Below are 15,492 nucleotides of genomic sequence, written 5' to 3'. Positions count from 1 at the left end.
TTTAGGTATCCCGGATGGTATTCTATCAAAAAGAAGCCGCCATTGGTATAGCTGTAAAAGCCATCAGGAGTGACATATGGAGGGTAGCTCGGTGTCATGCTGCAATCGAGCTCTCCGATAAAGCATGTCAAACTGGTGAAATCGTCTGGGTCATAAGAAAGAGTCACATGGCGCCACTGCCAATCCGTCATCGCCATGATGTCAGTGCCCGGCGAAAAGACCGCGTCTTGAAAAAAGGTCTTTGTAAGATCAGGTGTGACCGGCTCTGCCAAATAGTTGAACAGGACAACCTTGTTCAGGCGCGCTTGGAATTCAATTGTGATTGGCGCGGCCTGCGCAGACGTGGCAAGAACCAGCGCGATCAGCGCAGCAATATATTTCATGTGTTAACCCCCCGGTAAAACCCGCTCACCATGGCGAGCGGGTCGATTCGGGGCAAGCTGAAATCGGCTGTTAGCGCAGCAGACCCACGCTCAGGGCGTATCCGCCAACGATCAAGAGGGTGCAGGCAAGCACGGTGGCGATCAGGCCCCACTCGCGGAGCGATGGTAGCCTGGCCGGCTCTGCGCCCACATCCCACATGCCATTTTCCGGCTTGATGTAGCATGTCCCGCAGATATGTCCGCGGCCCGCCGGGTCTTTGTATTCCGGATTGGGTGCACCACACTGGCAGCAGCGCCGCCGCCACAACCGCGGCCGGCTGCGGATCCAGCGCCCGGCCATGGTCCGGTTATGGTCCGGTTTGGACCGGTTTGGGCCGGTTTCAGACCCGGTGAAAAGTCGGAAAAATCGTTTAAAAACAACGAAAGTGGTCTCTACGTCTGCCCTCCGAAGGCAGAGGTCACAGGTTCGAATCCTGTCGGGTGCGCCAAGGCTTCACTATTCCACACCCGATCCGCGCGCGTTGAGGCGGCAAACGTTTTGCCGGCAACGGTCTGGAATTGCCGGTTCGGCGGTGTGGCCGACGCATTCGATTTTCGGGGTCTTATCGGACCCAAAGGGCAGATGCGACCTGGCCGCGGAAAGAGAATGCGGCGTAGAACAGGTCTACATCAGCGAATTGCGCGTCGCGCAGCGGGTCTTCTCCCTGTTCCTGCCCTTCCCCTACGATAGGGGATCTGCCGCAACCCAATCCAGAATGTTCCGCGACGCTGCAAAGCTCGGGCAGGATGTTCCTCATGCCTTTGCCTTCGAGATGCAGCCGAGAGGCGAAGCGCGAGGGGAGGCACGGGCTTTTCCCGCGCAATCCTGCTTAGGTGGACGAGTTTGGGCATCTGTCGAACTACCGTGGGCTCCTCGGGGCAAAAACCCTCGTTCGGCGGCTTGCATAGGGCATCAAGGTCAATCAGGCGGTTCCATACGGAAAGGCGCTGACCGATCGACAGCTTTTGCAAAATCCCCCTTGATTACCTCCGTATGACATCCATATACCATCCATACAGATGGAGATTGCAGTATGAGCAACGTCAGACAACTGCGCGACAAGCAGCCGGAGAACGAAAAGATCACCATAAATCTGGGGTTTGTCGATCTCGGGCGGATCGATCTGCTGGTTCAGGAGGGCTTCTATTCGAACCGGAGCGACTTCATCCGGACGGCGATCCGCAACCAGATCGAGGCGCAGGGGGATGTGGTTCGTCAGACTGTCGAACGTCATACGATGGAATTGGGTCTGCGCGACTACAGCCGCGCGGATCTGGAGGCCTTGAGGGATGCAGGCGAAGTTCTGCACGTCAAGGTCGTAGGACTCGCCCGCATTGCCGATGATGTGACGCCGGAACTTGCCCGGCAGACCATCGGCTCGATCACCGTGCTGGGCGCCCTTCAGGCCAGCAACGACGTCAAGACTGCGCTGGCCGACCGGATCCGGTAGGCGGCGACACCTCACACAAGGATTATTCCTCATGAAGACCTTCAGAACCGGCGCCTTGCGCCCGGCGGCCGATGCCGCGCGCCCTTCGCGCATGGATGCGGCAAACGATCTGGTGCGCCGCACGCTTGCCCAGCACGGGCTGATGCCCGGTGGCGACGGATCGGGCGCGCCATCGCTCCTGTCTGGCGAGCTGATGCGGGCCCTGGGCGGGCGGGCCGCCGCTGCCCCAGGCGCGGTTGCCTCTCTCGCCATCGCCGATGGCGCAGAATTCCGCAACGACACCTTCGCCGGCCGCTCGGGCAGCCGGGCCTATCGAACCTATGTGCCGGCAAGTGCCGAAGGCCAGGTGACCGGGGTCGTGATGATGCTGCACGGTTGCACACAAACTCCCGAGGATTTTGCCACCGGCACGGGCATGAATGCCCTGGCCGAGTCCGGCCGTTTTGTCGTGATCTACCCGGAACAGTCGCGCGGGGCGAATGCGCAGACCTGCTGGAACTGGTTCAGCAAGGGCGATCAGCGTCGCGACCGGGGCGAGCCCGAAATACTCGCGGGCATGGCGCGCAAGGTGGCGGCAGAGCATGGCGTGGGCCGCGAGCAGACTTTTGTCTCGGGATTGTCGGCAGGTGCCGCGATGGCAGTGATCCTTGGCGAGACATATCCCGACGTCTTCGCCGCGGTCGGCGCGCATTCGGGCCTGCCCTATGGTGCGGCGATCGATGTACCCTCTGCCTTTGCAGCCATGGCGGGAACCGGCGCGGGATCAGCCGATGCGCCTGCCACTGGGTCGGATTTGCGCACCATCATCTTCCACGGTGACGCCGATCGCACGGTGCATCCCGCCAACGGCAAGGGGATCGCGCGGTGGGCTGACGCGCGCGGGGCCGAGATCACGCAACAGCGCGACGACTTCCTTACAGAAGGCGGACGCCGCGTTCAGCGCAGGGTCACCATCAACGCCGACGGGATCACACAGATGGAGGAATGGACCGTTGCCGGATTGGGCCATGCCTGGTCGGGAGGGAAGGCGGGCGGGTCCTATACCGATCCTGCCGGTCCCGATGCCAGTGCGGAAATGATCCGCTTCTTCTTTGACGCAACCCGTGAGGAGGTTTGAAATGACCGATATGTCCCTGACCTTCGATGCCCTGCGGGAAGCGCGGCCGGGCCACAAGTGGCTGCAGCGCTGGCAGCGGTCCTGGCCGGCCTACGAGGCCTGGTTTACGGCGCGCGGCGGCGACGGCGGCCCGACCCGCGCAGACTGTCGTGAAGCTCTGGAGCGACACATGCCAGAACTTGTCCCGGTGTGGGAGCGGCTGGTGGCACTTACCGGAAATGGCGACCGGGCCGCGCGGTTTCTTTCGACCTGGTGCCCGCCGCCCTATCTTGGCGGGTGTTCCCTGGCGGCGCGGGCCGATCAGAGCGGTATCCGGCTGGTGCGCAACTACGATCTTTCGCCCGATCTGAACGAGGGGCTGCTGCTGCACAGCTCTTGGACCGGGCGGCCTGTGATGGGTATGGTCGAGTTCCTTTGGGGGCTGTCCGATGGCGTGAATGACGCCGGTCTGTGCATCGCTCTCGCCTATGGTGGTCGAACGGAAACGGCAGAGGGATTTGGTATTACCACCATCCTGCGGTATGTTCTGGAGGTCTGCGAGACCGTTGACGACGCGCTGGAGGTGCTGCGCAGGGTGCCGTCGCATATGGCCTACAATCTGGTTCTGGCTGACCGGAACGGGCATACGATGGGGGTCGAGATGCTGCCGGGCGGAGGGGCGAGGGTGTTGCCGCAGGCCATTGCCACCAATCACCAGCGCAATGCGCCGGCCCCGCGGGCAGCCTTTACCCGCACGTTCGAGCGTCACGACCACCTTTCGCGGGTGCGCTCTCCGGCGCGTGATCTGCACAGGCACTTTGCTGAAACGCCGCTGCGCCAGGACCGCTATGCAGAAGGGTTCGGAACGCTGTTCACGGCAGAATACGACCCGGCCGGCGGGGTCATGCGCCTGATCTGGCCGGATCAGGAGTGGCGCCAGACGCTTGGTGATTTCCGTGAAGGGCAGCGGGTGATCCGGTTTGGGGCGCCTTCGGCCGAGTTCGACTGGACGCTTGCCGGGAGAATCGATTGGATCGCCTTCGGTATGGACCATGCCAATGGAAAGGGTCGGCCTTTCGAAGCCTATTTGACCGAGATGATGGCAAGCCGGAACTGCGGTTCGGGTCACCAAGGATCCAATCTGCACTAGGTCGAAAGGAGAAAGGCCGCGCTGAGCGAACAGCGCGGCCTTCCGCCTTCAGTCACATCCGATCAGAAGCTGCGAAAGCCGCCGAAGAGACGCCCTTCGTCGCGATGCCGACCGCCGATCCCGGCGCCCCACAGCGAGGCGGCAAATGCGATGATCAGGGCAGCAGCGACTGCGAAGCCGGTGAGAACCGTGGCCCGACGTGCCGTTTCGGCGGCGTCGCGGGCGGCCTGCTCGGCCTCTTCCAGTTTGGCTGCGGCAGCATCCCGCATCTCGACGATCTGAGCGACGGCCTGGTCGACGCGAGCATTGGCCATTTCGGGCGTCATGTTCGAGTTTTGCGCCAGGAGTTGCGCCAGATACGCCTTGTCGTCCTCGGTGATTTCTCCGGTGCGTGCAACTTCGGCCATCACGGAGGCGGCACCCGAAGCCAGTTCGGGATTCGGCTGGACTTCGATCCCGGTGCCACGCAGCAGCCGGTTGTTGATGATGTCCATAGGATCTGCGTTTTGCAGCACACCCGACTCGCTGGCCGCATCGGCCGCACCTGCTGCCAGAGTTCCGGCGCCCTGTGCGATTCCGCCTACAGCCGTCGCTGCCGTCTGGGCCGCGCCGTTGACAGCGGTCGCCGCCGTGCCGATCGCACCCGCTGCCAACCATCCGCCCAGTAGAAGGCTGATTGCCCAGACAACCATCCCATGGATGCCGTCGCGGGCAGAAACCTCGTCTGCGCTGGCGCTGTCCACGCGGCGGCGCATGCGGCCGGCGATGTAGCCACCGGCTGCATAGGCGGCGATTGTGCTCACGAGGAGCCAGAGGGCTGTCAGGATCAGACCGAACGTTCCGGCACCTTCGCCTTCTTGTGCGGAGATCGACGACAGGCCGAGGGTGCCGCCAAAGCCTGCAAACAGAAGGCCGACTGCTGCCGCGACGACGGCGCCGGCCAGGATGGCGGGCCAGTCGACGTAGCTTCCCTCGTGGGAATGACGCGGCGCCGAGGCTGCCGTCATTGCTTCAGTACGCTCCATGTCAGCCCAGCCCGAGGAAGGAGAGAATGGCCAGGACGATGACGACCAAGCCGACGAGATAGATGATACCGCTCATTGTGGATCCTTGCGATGCTCGCCCTTTGACAGGCGATTATCGTGAAACGTCACGATTTCCTGCTCAAACAACGTAGCGTGAGCCGTTGTGTTCCAGACTTCTGTAAATTTCGCGTGATCGCTCTGGTCCTGCGGCGCTCTTGCACCGCGCGGCATGGCCGTAGGAATGGCGAGCGACGGGCGTTAGCTCAGATGGCCTGTGCTCAATAGTAACTGTCGCCTTGCGTCATCCGGAAAGGCGTTTCGCAGCACGTTCCAACGGGAATTCCACGAGGCGATCGAGGGTATGGCATCGCGTGTTCCGGACATTTCGGGGGGCACGCAGCGGAGTTTTCTTTTCAAAGACGATCCGCTTTTCCCTTCGCCTGACAAGCTATTGATTTTTACCTTGGCGACTCTACACTCCCCAGAGACAAAAGGTCTTTTGAAAAACGACCAATATCGTCTGGGAGGACACCAATGACTGACACCCGTGTTTCTACGGCGCTTTCGCGCCGTTCGTTTTTGCGCAAGGGCGCGCTGGGCGGAACGGCCGCGGCGGCCTCGACGCTGGCGGCGCCAGCCGTTCTTGCTCAATCACCTCTGGTGATGAAGATGCAGACCTCTTGGCCGGCATCCGATATTTGGATGGACTTCGCACGCCAGTACACGACACGTGTCGAGGAAATGTCGGGCGGTCGTCTCAAGATCGACCTCTTGCCCGCGGGTGCCGTCGTCGGCGCTTTCCAGGTGATGGACGCCGTCAGCGACGGGGTTCTGGACGCGGCCCACTCGGTGTCGGTCTATTGGTACGGGAAGAACAAGGCAGCGTCGTTCTTTGGCACTGGCCCTGTCTTTGGCGGATCGGCCACAACCATGCTCGGCTGGTTCTACCAGGGCGGCGGCAAGGAGCTGTATGAAGAGCTGACCCAGCAGATCCTAGGTCTGAACGTCTACGGCCTGATGGGTATGCCGATGCCGGCACAGCCCTTCGGCTGGTTCAAGGGAGAGGTCAACACCGTCGCCGATCTGCAAGGGTTCAAATACCGCACCGTCGGTCTTGCGGCGGACCTGCTGCAGGGCATGGGGATGTCGGTTGCCCAGCTTCCGGGCGGCGAGATCGTGCCAGCGATGGAGCGCGGCGTGATCGACGCGTTCGAGTTCAACAACCCGTCGTCGGACAGCCGGTTCGGCGCCCAGGACGTTGCGAAGAACTATTACCTCTCGTCCTACCACCAAGCGTCGGAAGCCTTTGAGTTCCTGTTCAACAAGGACTTCATGGACGATCTGGAACCCGACCTGCAGGCGATCCTGCGCTATGGCGTCGAGGCATCGGCGACGGCGAATCTGGCGCTGGCGATGAAGGAATATTCCAGCGACCTCGCCAAACTGCAGGACGAGCATGGCGTGACTGTGCACCGCACGTCCAAGGACATCCTGAACGGCCAGATCGCAGCATGGGACACCCTGATTCCCGAGCTCGAGAAGGACGAATTCAACAAGAAAGTCATGGACAGCCAGCGTGCCTGGGTCGAAAAGGTGGCCTATTACGAGCTGATGAACGCGCCTGATCTTGGCCTTGCCTACGAGCACTACTTCCCCGGCAAGCTGAAAATCTGAGTGTTCGGGGCGCAGGAAACTGCGTCCCTTTCATCTTTGGCCGGATACGGCCGCGCCCGGAACGCTTGTCCCACGGGGTATCCATGATCCGTTATATCCGCTTTGCCGACAATGTCTCGGCATGGTTCGGCAAAACCTTCGGGTGGCTTATCGTGCTGATGACCTTCGGCATGAGCTATGAGGTTCTGGTGCGCTATGCCTTCAACGCGCCGACGCCCTGGTCGCTGGACGTCAGTTTCATCATGTATGGGACGATCTTCATGATGGGAGGTGCCTATACCCTGTCCCGGGGCGGGCACGTGCGCGGCGACTTCCTCTATCGCACCTGGTCTCCCCGGGTGCAGGCGGGCATGGACCTGGTCCTGTATTTCCTGTTCTTCTTCCCTGGTATCCTCGCCCTTGTCGTGACCGGCTGGAAGTATGCCGGACGCTCGTGGAGCTATACCGAGGTTTCGGTGAACAGCCCGGCGGGTGTGCCCATCTATCAGTTCAAGAGCGTCATCGTGGCGGCTGGGATACTTCTCATCATCCAGGGCATTGCCGAGGTGTTCCGCTGCATCCTGTGCCTTCGCGACGGCTATTGGCTGGCGGCCGAACAGGACGTGGAAGAAACCGAAGAACTCCTGATCAAGCAGGCTGCGCTGAAAGCGCAGTCGCAATGACCCCCAGTTCCACGCCGCGCCAAGACAGGCATCCCACGGAGTTCGTAAAGTGACAGACCCGCAAATTGCCCTGATGATGCTGGGCATCTTCATCGCCTGCGTCTTTCTGGGATTTCCCATTGCTTTCACGCTGATGGCTCTGGGTATCGGCTTTGGCTATTACGCCTATTTTGACGTGGGCCGGATGTGGCGCGCGTTCAACAGGCTGGCCGAGGACGCAAGCTGGTGGGAAAGTGCGCGGCTGTGGCTGGAGGGCTATTTCAATAATCGGATTTTCGACCTCTTCGTGAATCAGACCTATACGGTGATTTCCAACGAGGTTCTGACGGCGATCCCGCTGTTCCTGTTCATGGGCTATATCGTTGAACGGGCGAATATCGTCGACAAGCTGTTCGGCACGCTGGCCCTGGCAACACGCAACATCCCCGGGTCCATGGGAGTTGCAGCGCTGATCACCTGCGCCCTCTTCGCGACGGCCACCGGCATCGTCGGGGCTGTTGTGACGCTGATGGGGTTGCTGGCGCTCCCGCAGATGCTTAAGGCCCGTTACGATCATTCCTTTGCTTCGGGAATAATCTGCGCGGGCGGAACGCTCGGGATTCTCATCCCGCCGTCGATCATGCTGATCGTCTATGCCGCCGCTTCCGGCGTTTCAATCGTCCGGCTTTACGCCGCGGCCCTGCTGCCTGGTTTCACCCTGGTTGGTCTTTACCTTGTCTACATCATCGGCCGGTCGATCCTGAACCCGAAGCTTGCCCCGAAGCCGACCAAGGAAGAGTTGCCCGAGGTGCCGACCGGTCAGATGGTCTGGATGCTGATCACCAGCTTCCTGCCGCTGGCGATCCTGATCCTTGCGGTGCTGGGATCGATCTTGTTCGGGCTCGCTACCCCGACCGAAGCTGCATCGATCGGTGCGCTTGGCGGTATGATCCTGGCCGTCGCCTATCGCGCCATGACGTTTCAGCGCCTGCGTGAGTCAGTTTATCTGACCGTGCGCACCACCGCGATGGTCTGCTGGCTTTTTGTCGGCTCTTATACCTTCTCGGCCGTGTTCAGCTATCTGGGCGGAGAGCGGGTGATTGCCGAATTCGTGCAGGGACTGGACATCACGCCCATCCAGTTCCTGATCATCGCGCAGCTCATCATCTTCCTTCTGGGCTGGCCGTTGGAATGGTCGGAGATCATCATCATCTTCGTGCCGATCTTCCTGCCGCTGCTGCCCTTCTTCGGGATTGACCCGCTGTTCTTCGGTGTGCTCGTGGCCCTGAACCTGCAGACGAGTTTCCTCACTCCACCGATGGCGATGAGTGCCTATTACCTCAAGGGAATATCGCCGCCGCAAATCAAGCTCACCGAGATATTCTCGGGGGTTCTGCCCTACTGCTTCATGGTCTTGATCGCGATGGTGCTTATGTATCAGTTCCCGCAGATCGTCTTTGCCCTGCCGGACGCGTTCTATGGCCCCTCGCGATAATCCCGATGCCCTGCTGTCGCTCAGCGCGGTTGAGTTGCGCGACCGGCTTGCGTCAGGGGCGCTGCGGGCGGTCGAACTGGTCGAGGCCTGTCTGGCGCGGATCGCCGCCGTGGAGCCCGAGGTGCAGGCCTGGGCCTGGCTGGACGGCGATCATGCCCTGCAGCAGGCGCGACAGCTTGACCATTGGCGCCAGTCGGGGCGTCAGCCCGGGCCGTTGCATGGACTGCCGGTGGGTTTGAAGGACATTATCGACACCGAAGGCATTCCCACCGCAAACGGGACGCCGATTGACGAGGGCCGGGTGCCCGCGCAGGACGCCTGGATCGTGGCGCGGCTTCGGGCCGCCGGCGCGATTGTTCTGGGCAAGACCGTCACCACCGAATGCGCCTTTCTGCATCCGGGCAAGACGCGCAATCCCCACAATCCCGCTCACACGCCCGGAGGATCGTCCAGCGGTTCGGCGGCAGCGGTGGCGGCGGGAATGGTTCCGCTGGCCGTCGGCACGCAGACCGGCGGATCGGTGATCCGACCCGCTGCATTCTGCGGGGTCGTCGGGATGAAGCCGAGCTTCGGGATGATTCCGCGCACCGGCGTTCTGATGCAATCGCCTTTTCTTGACACCGTCGGCGTCTTTGCCCGCAGCATCGAGGATTGCGCGCTGCTGGCCGAGGTCTTGTATGGCCACGACACCGCGGATCGGGCCACGCAACCGCGCCCCACGCCAAGGCTACTGGACACCGCGCGCGCGAAAACGCCGGTCCCTCCAACCTTTGCCTTTGTCCGCCCGCCCGGCTGGGAGGAGGCAGATCCCGACATGCGCGCGGCCATCGAGGAACTGGCCGGCCTGCTTGGCGACCAATGTTTCGAGGCGCCGCTGGATGGGTTCGACGAAATCGCCGCGATACGGCAGCGCATCAACGAGGCCGAGATGGCAAAATGCTATTACGGGTTGGAGCGCCGGGGCAGGGGGCTGTTGTCCCCCGTGCTTGCCGAGGCGATCGACGCGGGCAAGGCTGTGCTGGCGCGCGACTACCTCTCCGCGCTGGATTGGCGCGAGGTTCTGAACGCGGCCCTCGATCGGATATTCGACCGGTGCGACGCGATCCTCTGTCCTGCAGCACCCGGGCCGGCGCCTGAAGGACTGGGCAGCACGGGATCGTCGATCTTCAATGGGCTGTGGACGCTTGCCGGAGTCCCGGCCATCACGCTACCGCTGTTCTCTGCGGGAAATGGCCTGCCCATGGGCGCGCAACTGGTCGGCAGGCGCGGAGATGACGCGCGGTTGATGCGAACCGCGCGCTGGCTGGCCGCGTATCTCGAACAGCTTGAACGGGAGGAGGGAAGAGAGTGAACAAAGTCCTGGCCATACTGGCTTTTGCGGTGCTCGTCGCCTTTCTGGCGATTCTCGTGATTCACGTTCCCCGCCTGGATCTCGCCTGTGTGATCGGCGTGACCATATTGTTGGCGGGATGGGATCTTGTGCTTCACCTGAAGCAGGATCGCGGGTGATGGGGTGGTCTGGCGGCAGGCCCCTTTAACTGGCCTTTTGTCAGCACCCGTTACCTGCCATTGAGACGAGTCAGGGGCGAAGCGGCAACGCTGTACGCCGTTGCGCTTCGGCCCCAATACGACGCGGCACGTCCTGGCGGGACCCTCACGACCAGGGTGTGACGAGATATTTCTCTCCGGTTTTCATCGCTCGATAGTCGGTGACGGCGTCCTTGGTCAGCATCTCTTCCAGATTGACGCGCTGCTTGTAGTGGCTCGCGAATGTGGTGGTGAGGTTTTCGAGCACGCGCTTACGCATCCGGGTGACCGTTTCGCGCCCGGCAGACTGGAGGAAGGGGAACAGCAACCAGCCGGACAGGGTCCAGCCGAAGCCGTAGCTCGGGGAAAGCATCGTCATTCCGGTGTCCAGACGTCCGTAGATGAACATCCGCTTGGGCTGGTTGGAGCCATAGCGCGAGTATTCGGTCATCCGGGCCACGGCGACCTGCTCCATCGCCTTGAAGGCAGTGTCGACCGATTTGCCGCCACCGATCGGATCGAAACCGTAAAAGGCACCGGTGTCCTGGATGGCCGAGCGCAGCTGGTTCATGAAGTCGTCGCTGGACGAGTTCACGACATGGGTTGAGCCGAGGCTCTTGAGCAGTTCGGCCTGGCTGTCCTTGCGAACGATGTTGACGAGGCCGATGCCGTCTTCCTTGCAGATGCGTGTCAACATCTGGCCCAGGTTGGACGCGCCGACCGTATGCAGGATTGCGTTTTGCCCATCCATTTTGGCGTTCTCGACAAAGCCCAGAGCGGTCATCGGGTTGACGAAGGCGCTGGCGCCATCCTCGGCAGAATAATCGCCCAGCGGCAGGCACGAGGACGCATCGACAATACAGTACTGGCTGTAGGCATTGCCCGGAACACATGCGACACGCTGTCCGACCAATGCCTTTGCCGCTTCCCCGTCGCCGGCGGCAACAACCGTCCCGGCGCCTTCGTTGCCGGCCGGCAGCTTGATCCCGTGACGGGCTTTCGAACCGGTGTTGTAAGGCTCGGGTACGGTCGCGACGAACTTGCCCTGCGAGTAGGTGGCATTTTCCAAGTCTGCAGCACCGGCCAGAATTGCGAGATCTGACGGGTTGATCGGCGCGGCTTCCATCTTCACGAGCACCTGATTGCCGGTCGGATCCGGAAAGGTCACGTCCTCGATCGCGACGGTCAGGGTTCCGTCTGCGTCCAATGTCGTGAACAGTTGCTTGCCAGTGGTGGCCATGTCGGAGTCTCCTGTTTGGGCGCTCGAGGGCAGGACCCAGGTCCTGGTCACGCTCGCGGCGTCAGATAGCGCACACACTGCATCAGGCGAAGCCAGAGTGCCATCGGCGAATCCGGCGAAAATCGCAGGAGCCGTCCTTTATTGCCGACGTGGACCCGAAGGAACGGAGGTCAGGCGTCACAATCCCGACACGACTTGCCCCAAAGAACGGCCCGACACCGTCAACAAACCGCCAACGACCTGAGCGAAAGTGATCTCAACGGGGCGCCTGAAATGGCGCATGTGATCCAGTACGGTTGCCCGTCTCCCTCATCATCCAGGCGGAGCAACCGTTGTGATCACGACCATACAGGTCGCGGCCAGCCGCGACACCAATATTTCTGTGTCTTCCGAAATGTTTGGCGCGAATGTCGTCTACGGCGCCAATACCACCGGTGGCAACGTTCACGCGACTTTGACAGCTTCCGCGGATGCACTGGGCATCTCCCATGTCCGCTTTCCGGGCGGGCGCGGCGACAACGCCGATGCCACCACAGAAGGGGCCGAGTGGCTGAACATCGTCTCCATGCCTGGCGGCGAATTGCGCCCGGAACTGACCGACTTTCTGGACTGGTGCATCGCAACCGGTAGCAAGGCGACACTCGTCATCCCAACAAAGTTTCTCGATGCGCAGAGCTATGTCGCATTCGGTGACGACATCCGTGCGTTCGCGGCCGAGGTGCTCGCGAAATACGGCCAGGTCTTGGCTGCCTTCGAGATCGGCAATGAATATTGGGAGATGGGTGAAACTGCCTATGCCGCCAAGGCGAACATCGCGCTCGACGCCCTCGCGCTGGGTGCCGAAGACATCGGGATGGAGGCAACCGACCGGCCCCAAATGCTCGTTCAGATGGCGACCCCGAACACCGGTTCCGAGTTTCACGTCGACGCCGCCGGGATGGAGGATTTCGGCTATACACAGCGGCTCGACATGGCCAACAACCGGATCATCGATCTGCTGACCGACCGCAGCAAGGGACTGATCGACGGCGTGGTCGAGCATTACTACTATGCCCGCAGCACTCTCTCATTCACTGGCCACAGTGACGAAGTAAATTACATCGACCGGGATTTCGCGAACTGGCAGGCCCGGTTCGAAAAGCCGCTGGACCTGCACATCACCGAGTGGAACGTCAAAACCACGAACATTACCGAGAACGGAATCCGCAGCGCCTCCACCCTGATCGAGCAGGTCGCGAGAATGGTCGAAATGGGTGTCGATGCCGCTTCGGTCTGGGCCGTCCAGCACAATACCGTAACCGACCTGACTGGGAATTCCGGCGATCCTGTGCTGGTCGACGCGAATGGTCGTGTCGTCAACACGGTGCGAGGCGCAGCGTTCGACATGCTTGCCACCAGCATCCAGGGTCTCAATTTGGTCGATCTCGGCCAGGCCAACATGTCGGATGGGGCAGCCGTCCACGCCTTTGCCGGCTTGGATCAGGTCGTGATCTATGTGAGTTCGCGAAGCCTGGAGACCATGAAACTCCGGTTCGAGCCGGGCGATCTGGATGACGGCTTCGGACATCTCTCCGGTCTGAAACTGGGCTATGACCCAACCAGTGCCGACGGGCGTCATTTTGATCCAAACGCGCGGGCGTGGGAGACTGTGGACAGTCTTGACCTGAACGGAGACGGGACAGCCGACTATTTCATCAACGAACATGATGTTCGCGCCCGGTTCACAGAGGTTTCTGCGAACGCACTGTGGTCGGACGGGGCGCTTGCCTTCGAACTGAAACCCTTCGAGGTGATGCAGCTTGTCTTCAGTCGGCCGGTTACCGAACCGGTGCGGTTGTTCCGTGGCGACCAATCCGCAGACGTCATTTTCGGAACGGAGAGCAACGACACCATTCGCGGCATGGCCGGCCCTGACAGTCTGAACGGGGGACTGGGGCACGACAAGGTGTTTGGAGGCAGGGGAATGGACCGTCTGACCGGCGCCCAGGGGAACGACCGTCTCGAGGGGCAGGCAGGCGACGATGTGTTGTTCGGCAACCAGGGACGGGATACCGCTTTGGGCGGAGTCGGCGCCGACATCATGCGCGGCGGATGTGGCCGTGACCTTCTGAACGGCGGAGCCGGGGCGGACCGGCTTCTGGGAAACCCGGGCGACGACAGTTTGGTCGGGGGCAAAGGGCGTGACTGTCTCAACGGCGGCTCTGGAAACGACACTCTGACCGGCGGTGCTGGTCGGGATGTTTTCGTGTTCACCGGCGGCAATGACCGAATTGCCGATTTTTCAACCGCCGATATCTTGCGTCTGGACTCCGGTTTGGTCTCTGGTCGCGACGCTCTGGAAAAGGCCATTGCAGAGGCTGAGATTCACGGTGGCGACCTTGTCCTTGCATTCGGGCCAGGCAATTCCCTGACGCTGGAAGGCATGACCGACCTCAGTCTGCTGGCGGATCGGACGTTCCTTTTGGGCTGACGGAACGCGAAGTGCTCGACAGACGCAAAGCCTTGGCAGCGTCAGACCAAATTACCCTTGCCGCTCAGGCAGGTCAGGCTGCCACGCTTGCCGAATTCGGCCAGAACGCCGCCGCATCGGCACTGCCGCGCGTGTGCATCATGATGGGCCGGGCCCCGTTCCGCATTGTGCTTCGCCGGGTGCTGGCAGACAAATGCGAACCAGTCTCCGCATCGCAGGAGGAAGGCGTCCCTATTCCGCGCAGAGACCGCGCCACTCGTCGAGAGCGGCGGCACGGTTCTGCTTGAAGATGGTGCGGGAAGAGAGGTTGCGTTCCTGGTTGAAGAGATTGTGAACCGACGCGTGGACGGCGGCGAACAACTGTAACGTTCGCATGCGGCGGAAGCGGCGCATCGCTCGTTCGCGCCTTCGGAATGGTTGATACGAATTCTCCGCACGATCGACCGCCCGCCAAAGGTAGTGCCGTTCGCCGTTGATTTTCACGAAGACTTCGTCCAACTGCCAGCGCCAGCGGCTCGACCGCATCCCCTCTACGCGCCGTTTCCGGATCTCCGAAGCAAACAGCGGGCCGAAGCGGTGCCACCAAACCGCACCGTCTCGTGGCTGACCTCGACGCCGCGCTCGTGCTACAGAACCTCGACGTTCCGTAGCGATAGCGGAAAGCGGATGTATATCATAACCGCCAGCCGGATGATCTCCGGCGACGTCTTGAAGCAGCGGAACGGTGAGCGCTGGGTCATGGCCAAAGGCTACCCAGCCCATTCCTCCGCCTCAAGTCAGATTCCTTTGACAGCACCGTGTGGCTGCTTCACACAGACCACTTTGTACCATCAGCACGAAGCGCAGCACCTCCACGAACGCGGTCGTCGGGAATGGGGCGCAATCCGAATACCCCATCTGAACTTAGGGTCAGGACCCATTAATTGGCTTGAGGCCGTCCTTCCTGCGTGATTCAAGCTCCCGAACTTACGGGGGTGATGATGAGCAACCTTTTCTGGCTGACGGACGAGCAGATGGAGCGGTTGAAGCCGTTCTTCCCCAAGAGCCATGGCAAGCCGCGGGTCGATGATCGGCGCGTGCTGAGCGGCATAATCTTCATCAATCGCAACGGGTTGAGATGGTGTGACGCGCCGCGGGAGTATGGCCCACCCAAGACCCTCTACAACCGGTGGAAGCGGTGGGGGGACATGGGTGTCTTCGCCCGGATGATGGAGGGGCTGGCCTCCGAGGGCGTCGAGGAGAAGGTCGTCATGATCGACGCGACCTACCTGAAAGCGCATCGCACGGCTTCGAGCCTGCGG

14 protein-coding genes and 1 pseudogene are annotated in these 15,492 nt (G+C 61.6%); 10 read left to right on the top strand and 5 right to left on the bottom strand.

Annotation, left to right across the window (positions count from 1 at the left end; genetic code table 11):
* Window positions 1–383: hypothetical protein (locus ACFO5X_RS00075; RefSeq protein WP_380714737.1), on the bottom strand; the 383-nt coding region annotated here is incomplete at its 3' end.
* 70 nt (window positions 384–453) lie between these two features.
* Window positions 454–582 carry a hypothetical protein gene (locus ACFO5X_RS00070; RefSeq protein WP_380714736.1) on the bottom strand — a complete coding sequence of 43 codons (129 nt, stop codon included), beginning with the start codon at window positions 580–582 and terminating at the stop codon, window positions 454–456.
* 874 nt (window positions 583–1,456) lie between these two features.
* On the opposite strand from ACFO5X_RS00070, the gene ACFO5X_RS00065 reads away from it, so the two are divergent.
* The 3 genes from ACFO5X_RS00065 to ACFO5X_RS00055 are packed head-to-tail and all read left to right on the top strand — an operon-like array spanning window position 1,457 to window position 4,119.
* Entirely contained in the window at window positions 1,457–1,873 is a 417-nt protein-coding gene (locus ACFO5X_RS00065) for a CopG family transcriptional regulator (protein ID WP_380714735.1), read from the top strand.
* A gap of 31 nt (window positions 1,874–1,904) precedes the next feature.
* Window positions 1,905–2,990: an extracellular catalytic domain type 1 short-chain-length polyhydroxyalkanoate depolymerase gene (locus ACFO5X_RS00060; RefSeq protein WP_380714733.1), complete on the top strand. Its 1,086-nt coding sequence runs from the start codon at window positions 1,905–1,907 to the stop codon at window positions 2,988–2,990.
* A 1-nt stretch (window position 2,991) separates the two neighbouring features.
* Window positions 2,992–4,119 (top strand): C45 family autoproteolytic acyltransferase/hydolase, encoded by a 1,128-nt coding sequence (locus tag ACFO5X_RS00055; protein ID WP_380714732.1) that lies wholly within the window; start codon window positions 2,992–2,994, stop codon window positions 4,117–4,119.
* A gap of 62 nt (window positions 4,120–4,181) precedes the next feature.
* On the opposite strand, the gene ACFO5X_RS00050 is transcribed toward ACFO5X_RS00055, so the two are convergent.
* On the bottom strand, window positions 4,182–5,144 hold the full coding sequence (locus tag ACFO5X_RS00050; protein WP_380714731.1) for a hypothetical protein: 963 nt from the start codon (window positions 5,142–5,144) through the stop codon (window positions 4,182–4,184).
* Between the two features lie 534 nt (window positions 5,145–5,678).
* Between ACFO5X_RS00050 and ACFO5X_RS00045 the strand changes: the two genes are divergently transcribed.
* The 5 genes from ACFO5X_RS00045 (at window position 5,679) to ACFO5X_RS00025 (ending at window position 10,463) form a co-directional block, all read left to right on the top strand.
* Window positions 5,679–6,818 (top strand): TRAP transporter substrate-binding protein, encoded by a 1,140-nt coding sequence (locus tag ACFO5X_RS00045; RefSeq protein ID WP_380714730.1) that lies wholly within the window; start codon window positions 5,679–5,681, stop codon window positions 6,816–6,818.
* An 83-nt stretch (window positions 6,819–6,901) separates the two neighbouring features.
* Window positions 6,902–7,480, top strand: a complete 579-nt coding sequence (locus tag ACFO5X_RS00040; RefSeq protein WP_380714728.1) for a TRAP transporter small permease subunit — start codon at window positions 6,902–6,904, stop codon at window positions 7,478–7,480.
* A gap of 49 nt (window positions 7,481–7,529) precedes the next feature.
* The gene (locus tag ACFO5X_RS00035) at window positions 7,530–8,954 is read left to right on the top strand and encodes a TRAP transporter large permease (RefSeq protein ID WP_380714726.1); all 1,425 of its coding nucleotides are present in this window, start codon (window positions 7,530–7,532) and stop codon (window positions 8,952–8,954) included.
* The gene (locus ACFO5X_RS00030) at window positions 8,938–10,305 is read left to right on the top strand and encodes an amidase (RefSeq protein ID WP_380714724.1); all 1,368 of its coding nucleotides are present in this window, start codon (window positions 8,938–8,940) and stop codon (window positions 10,303–10,305) included. Before ACFO5X_RS00035 ends, ACFO5X_RS00030 begins: the two co-directional genes overlap by 17 nt.
* A complete protein-coding gene (locus ACFO5X_RS00025) occupies window positions 10,302–10,463 on the top strand; it encodes a hypothetical protein (protein ID WP_380714722.1) in 162 nt (53 codons plus the stop codon). Before ACFO5X_RS00030 ends, ACFO5X_RS00025 begins: the two co-directional genes overlap by 4 nt.
* 145 nt (window positions 10,464–10,608) lie before the next feature.
* On the opposite strand, the gene ACFO5X_RS00020 is transcribed toward ACFO5X_RS00025, so the two are convergent.
* Window positions 10,609–11,721 carry a zinc-binding dehydrogenase gene (locus ACFO5X_RS00020; RefSeq protein ID WP_380714721.1) on the bottom strand — a complete coding sequence of 371 codons (1,113 nt, stop codon included), beginning with the start codon at window positions 11,719–11,721 and terminating at the stop codon, window positions 10,609–10,611.
* Window positions 11,722–12,055: 334 nt separating this feature from the next.
* On the opposite strand from ACFO5X_RS00020, the gene ACFO5X_RS00015 reads away from it, so the two are divergent.
* The gene (locus ACFO5X_RS00015; RefSeq protein ID WP_380714719.1) at window positions 12,056–14,191 is read left to right on the top strand and encodes a calcium-binding protein; all 2,136 of its coding nucleotides are present in this window, start codon (window positions 12,056–12,058) and stop codon (window positions 14,189–14,191) included.
* A gap of 231 nt (window positions 14,192–14,422) precedes the next feature.
* Here ACFO5X_RS00015 and ACFO5X_RS00010 read toward each other — a convergent pair.
* A pseudogene (locus tag ACFO5X_RS00010) lies at window positions 14,423–14,931 on the bottom strand (IS6 family transposase).
* Between the two features lie 240 nt (window positions 14,932–15,171).
* Here ACFO5X_RS00010 and ACFO5X_RS00005 point away from each other — a divergent pair.
* Window positions 15,172–15,492, top strand: a 321-nt coding sequence (locus ACFO5X_RS00005) for a transposase (RefSeq protein WP_380714717.1), incomplete at its 3' end; no start/stop codon positions are given.

Source organism: Seohaeicola nanhaiensis, from assembly GCF_042654245.1.
Taxonomy (GTDB): Bacteria; Pseudomonadota; Alphaproteobacteria; order Rhodobacterales; family Rhodobacteraceae; genus Seohaeicola_A; species Seohaeicola_A nanhaiensis.
The sequence above is the reverse complement of the archived record's forward strand: the minus strand, read 5'-3'. Positions and strand labels throughout refer to the sequence as shown.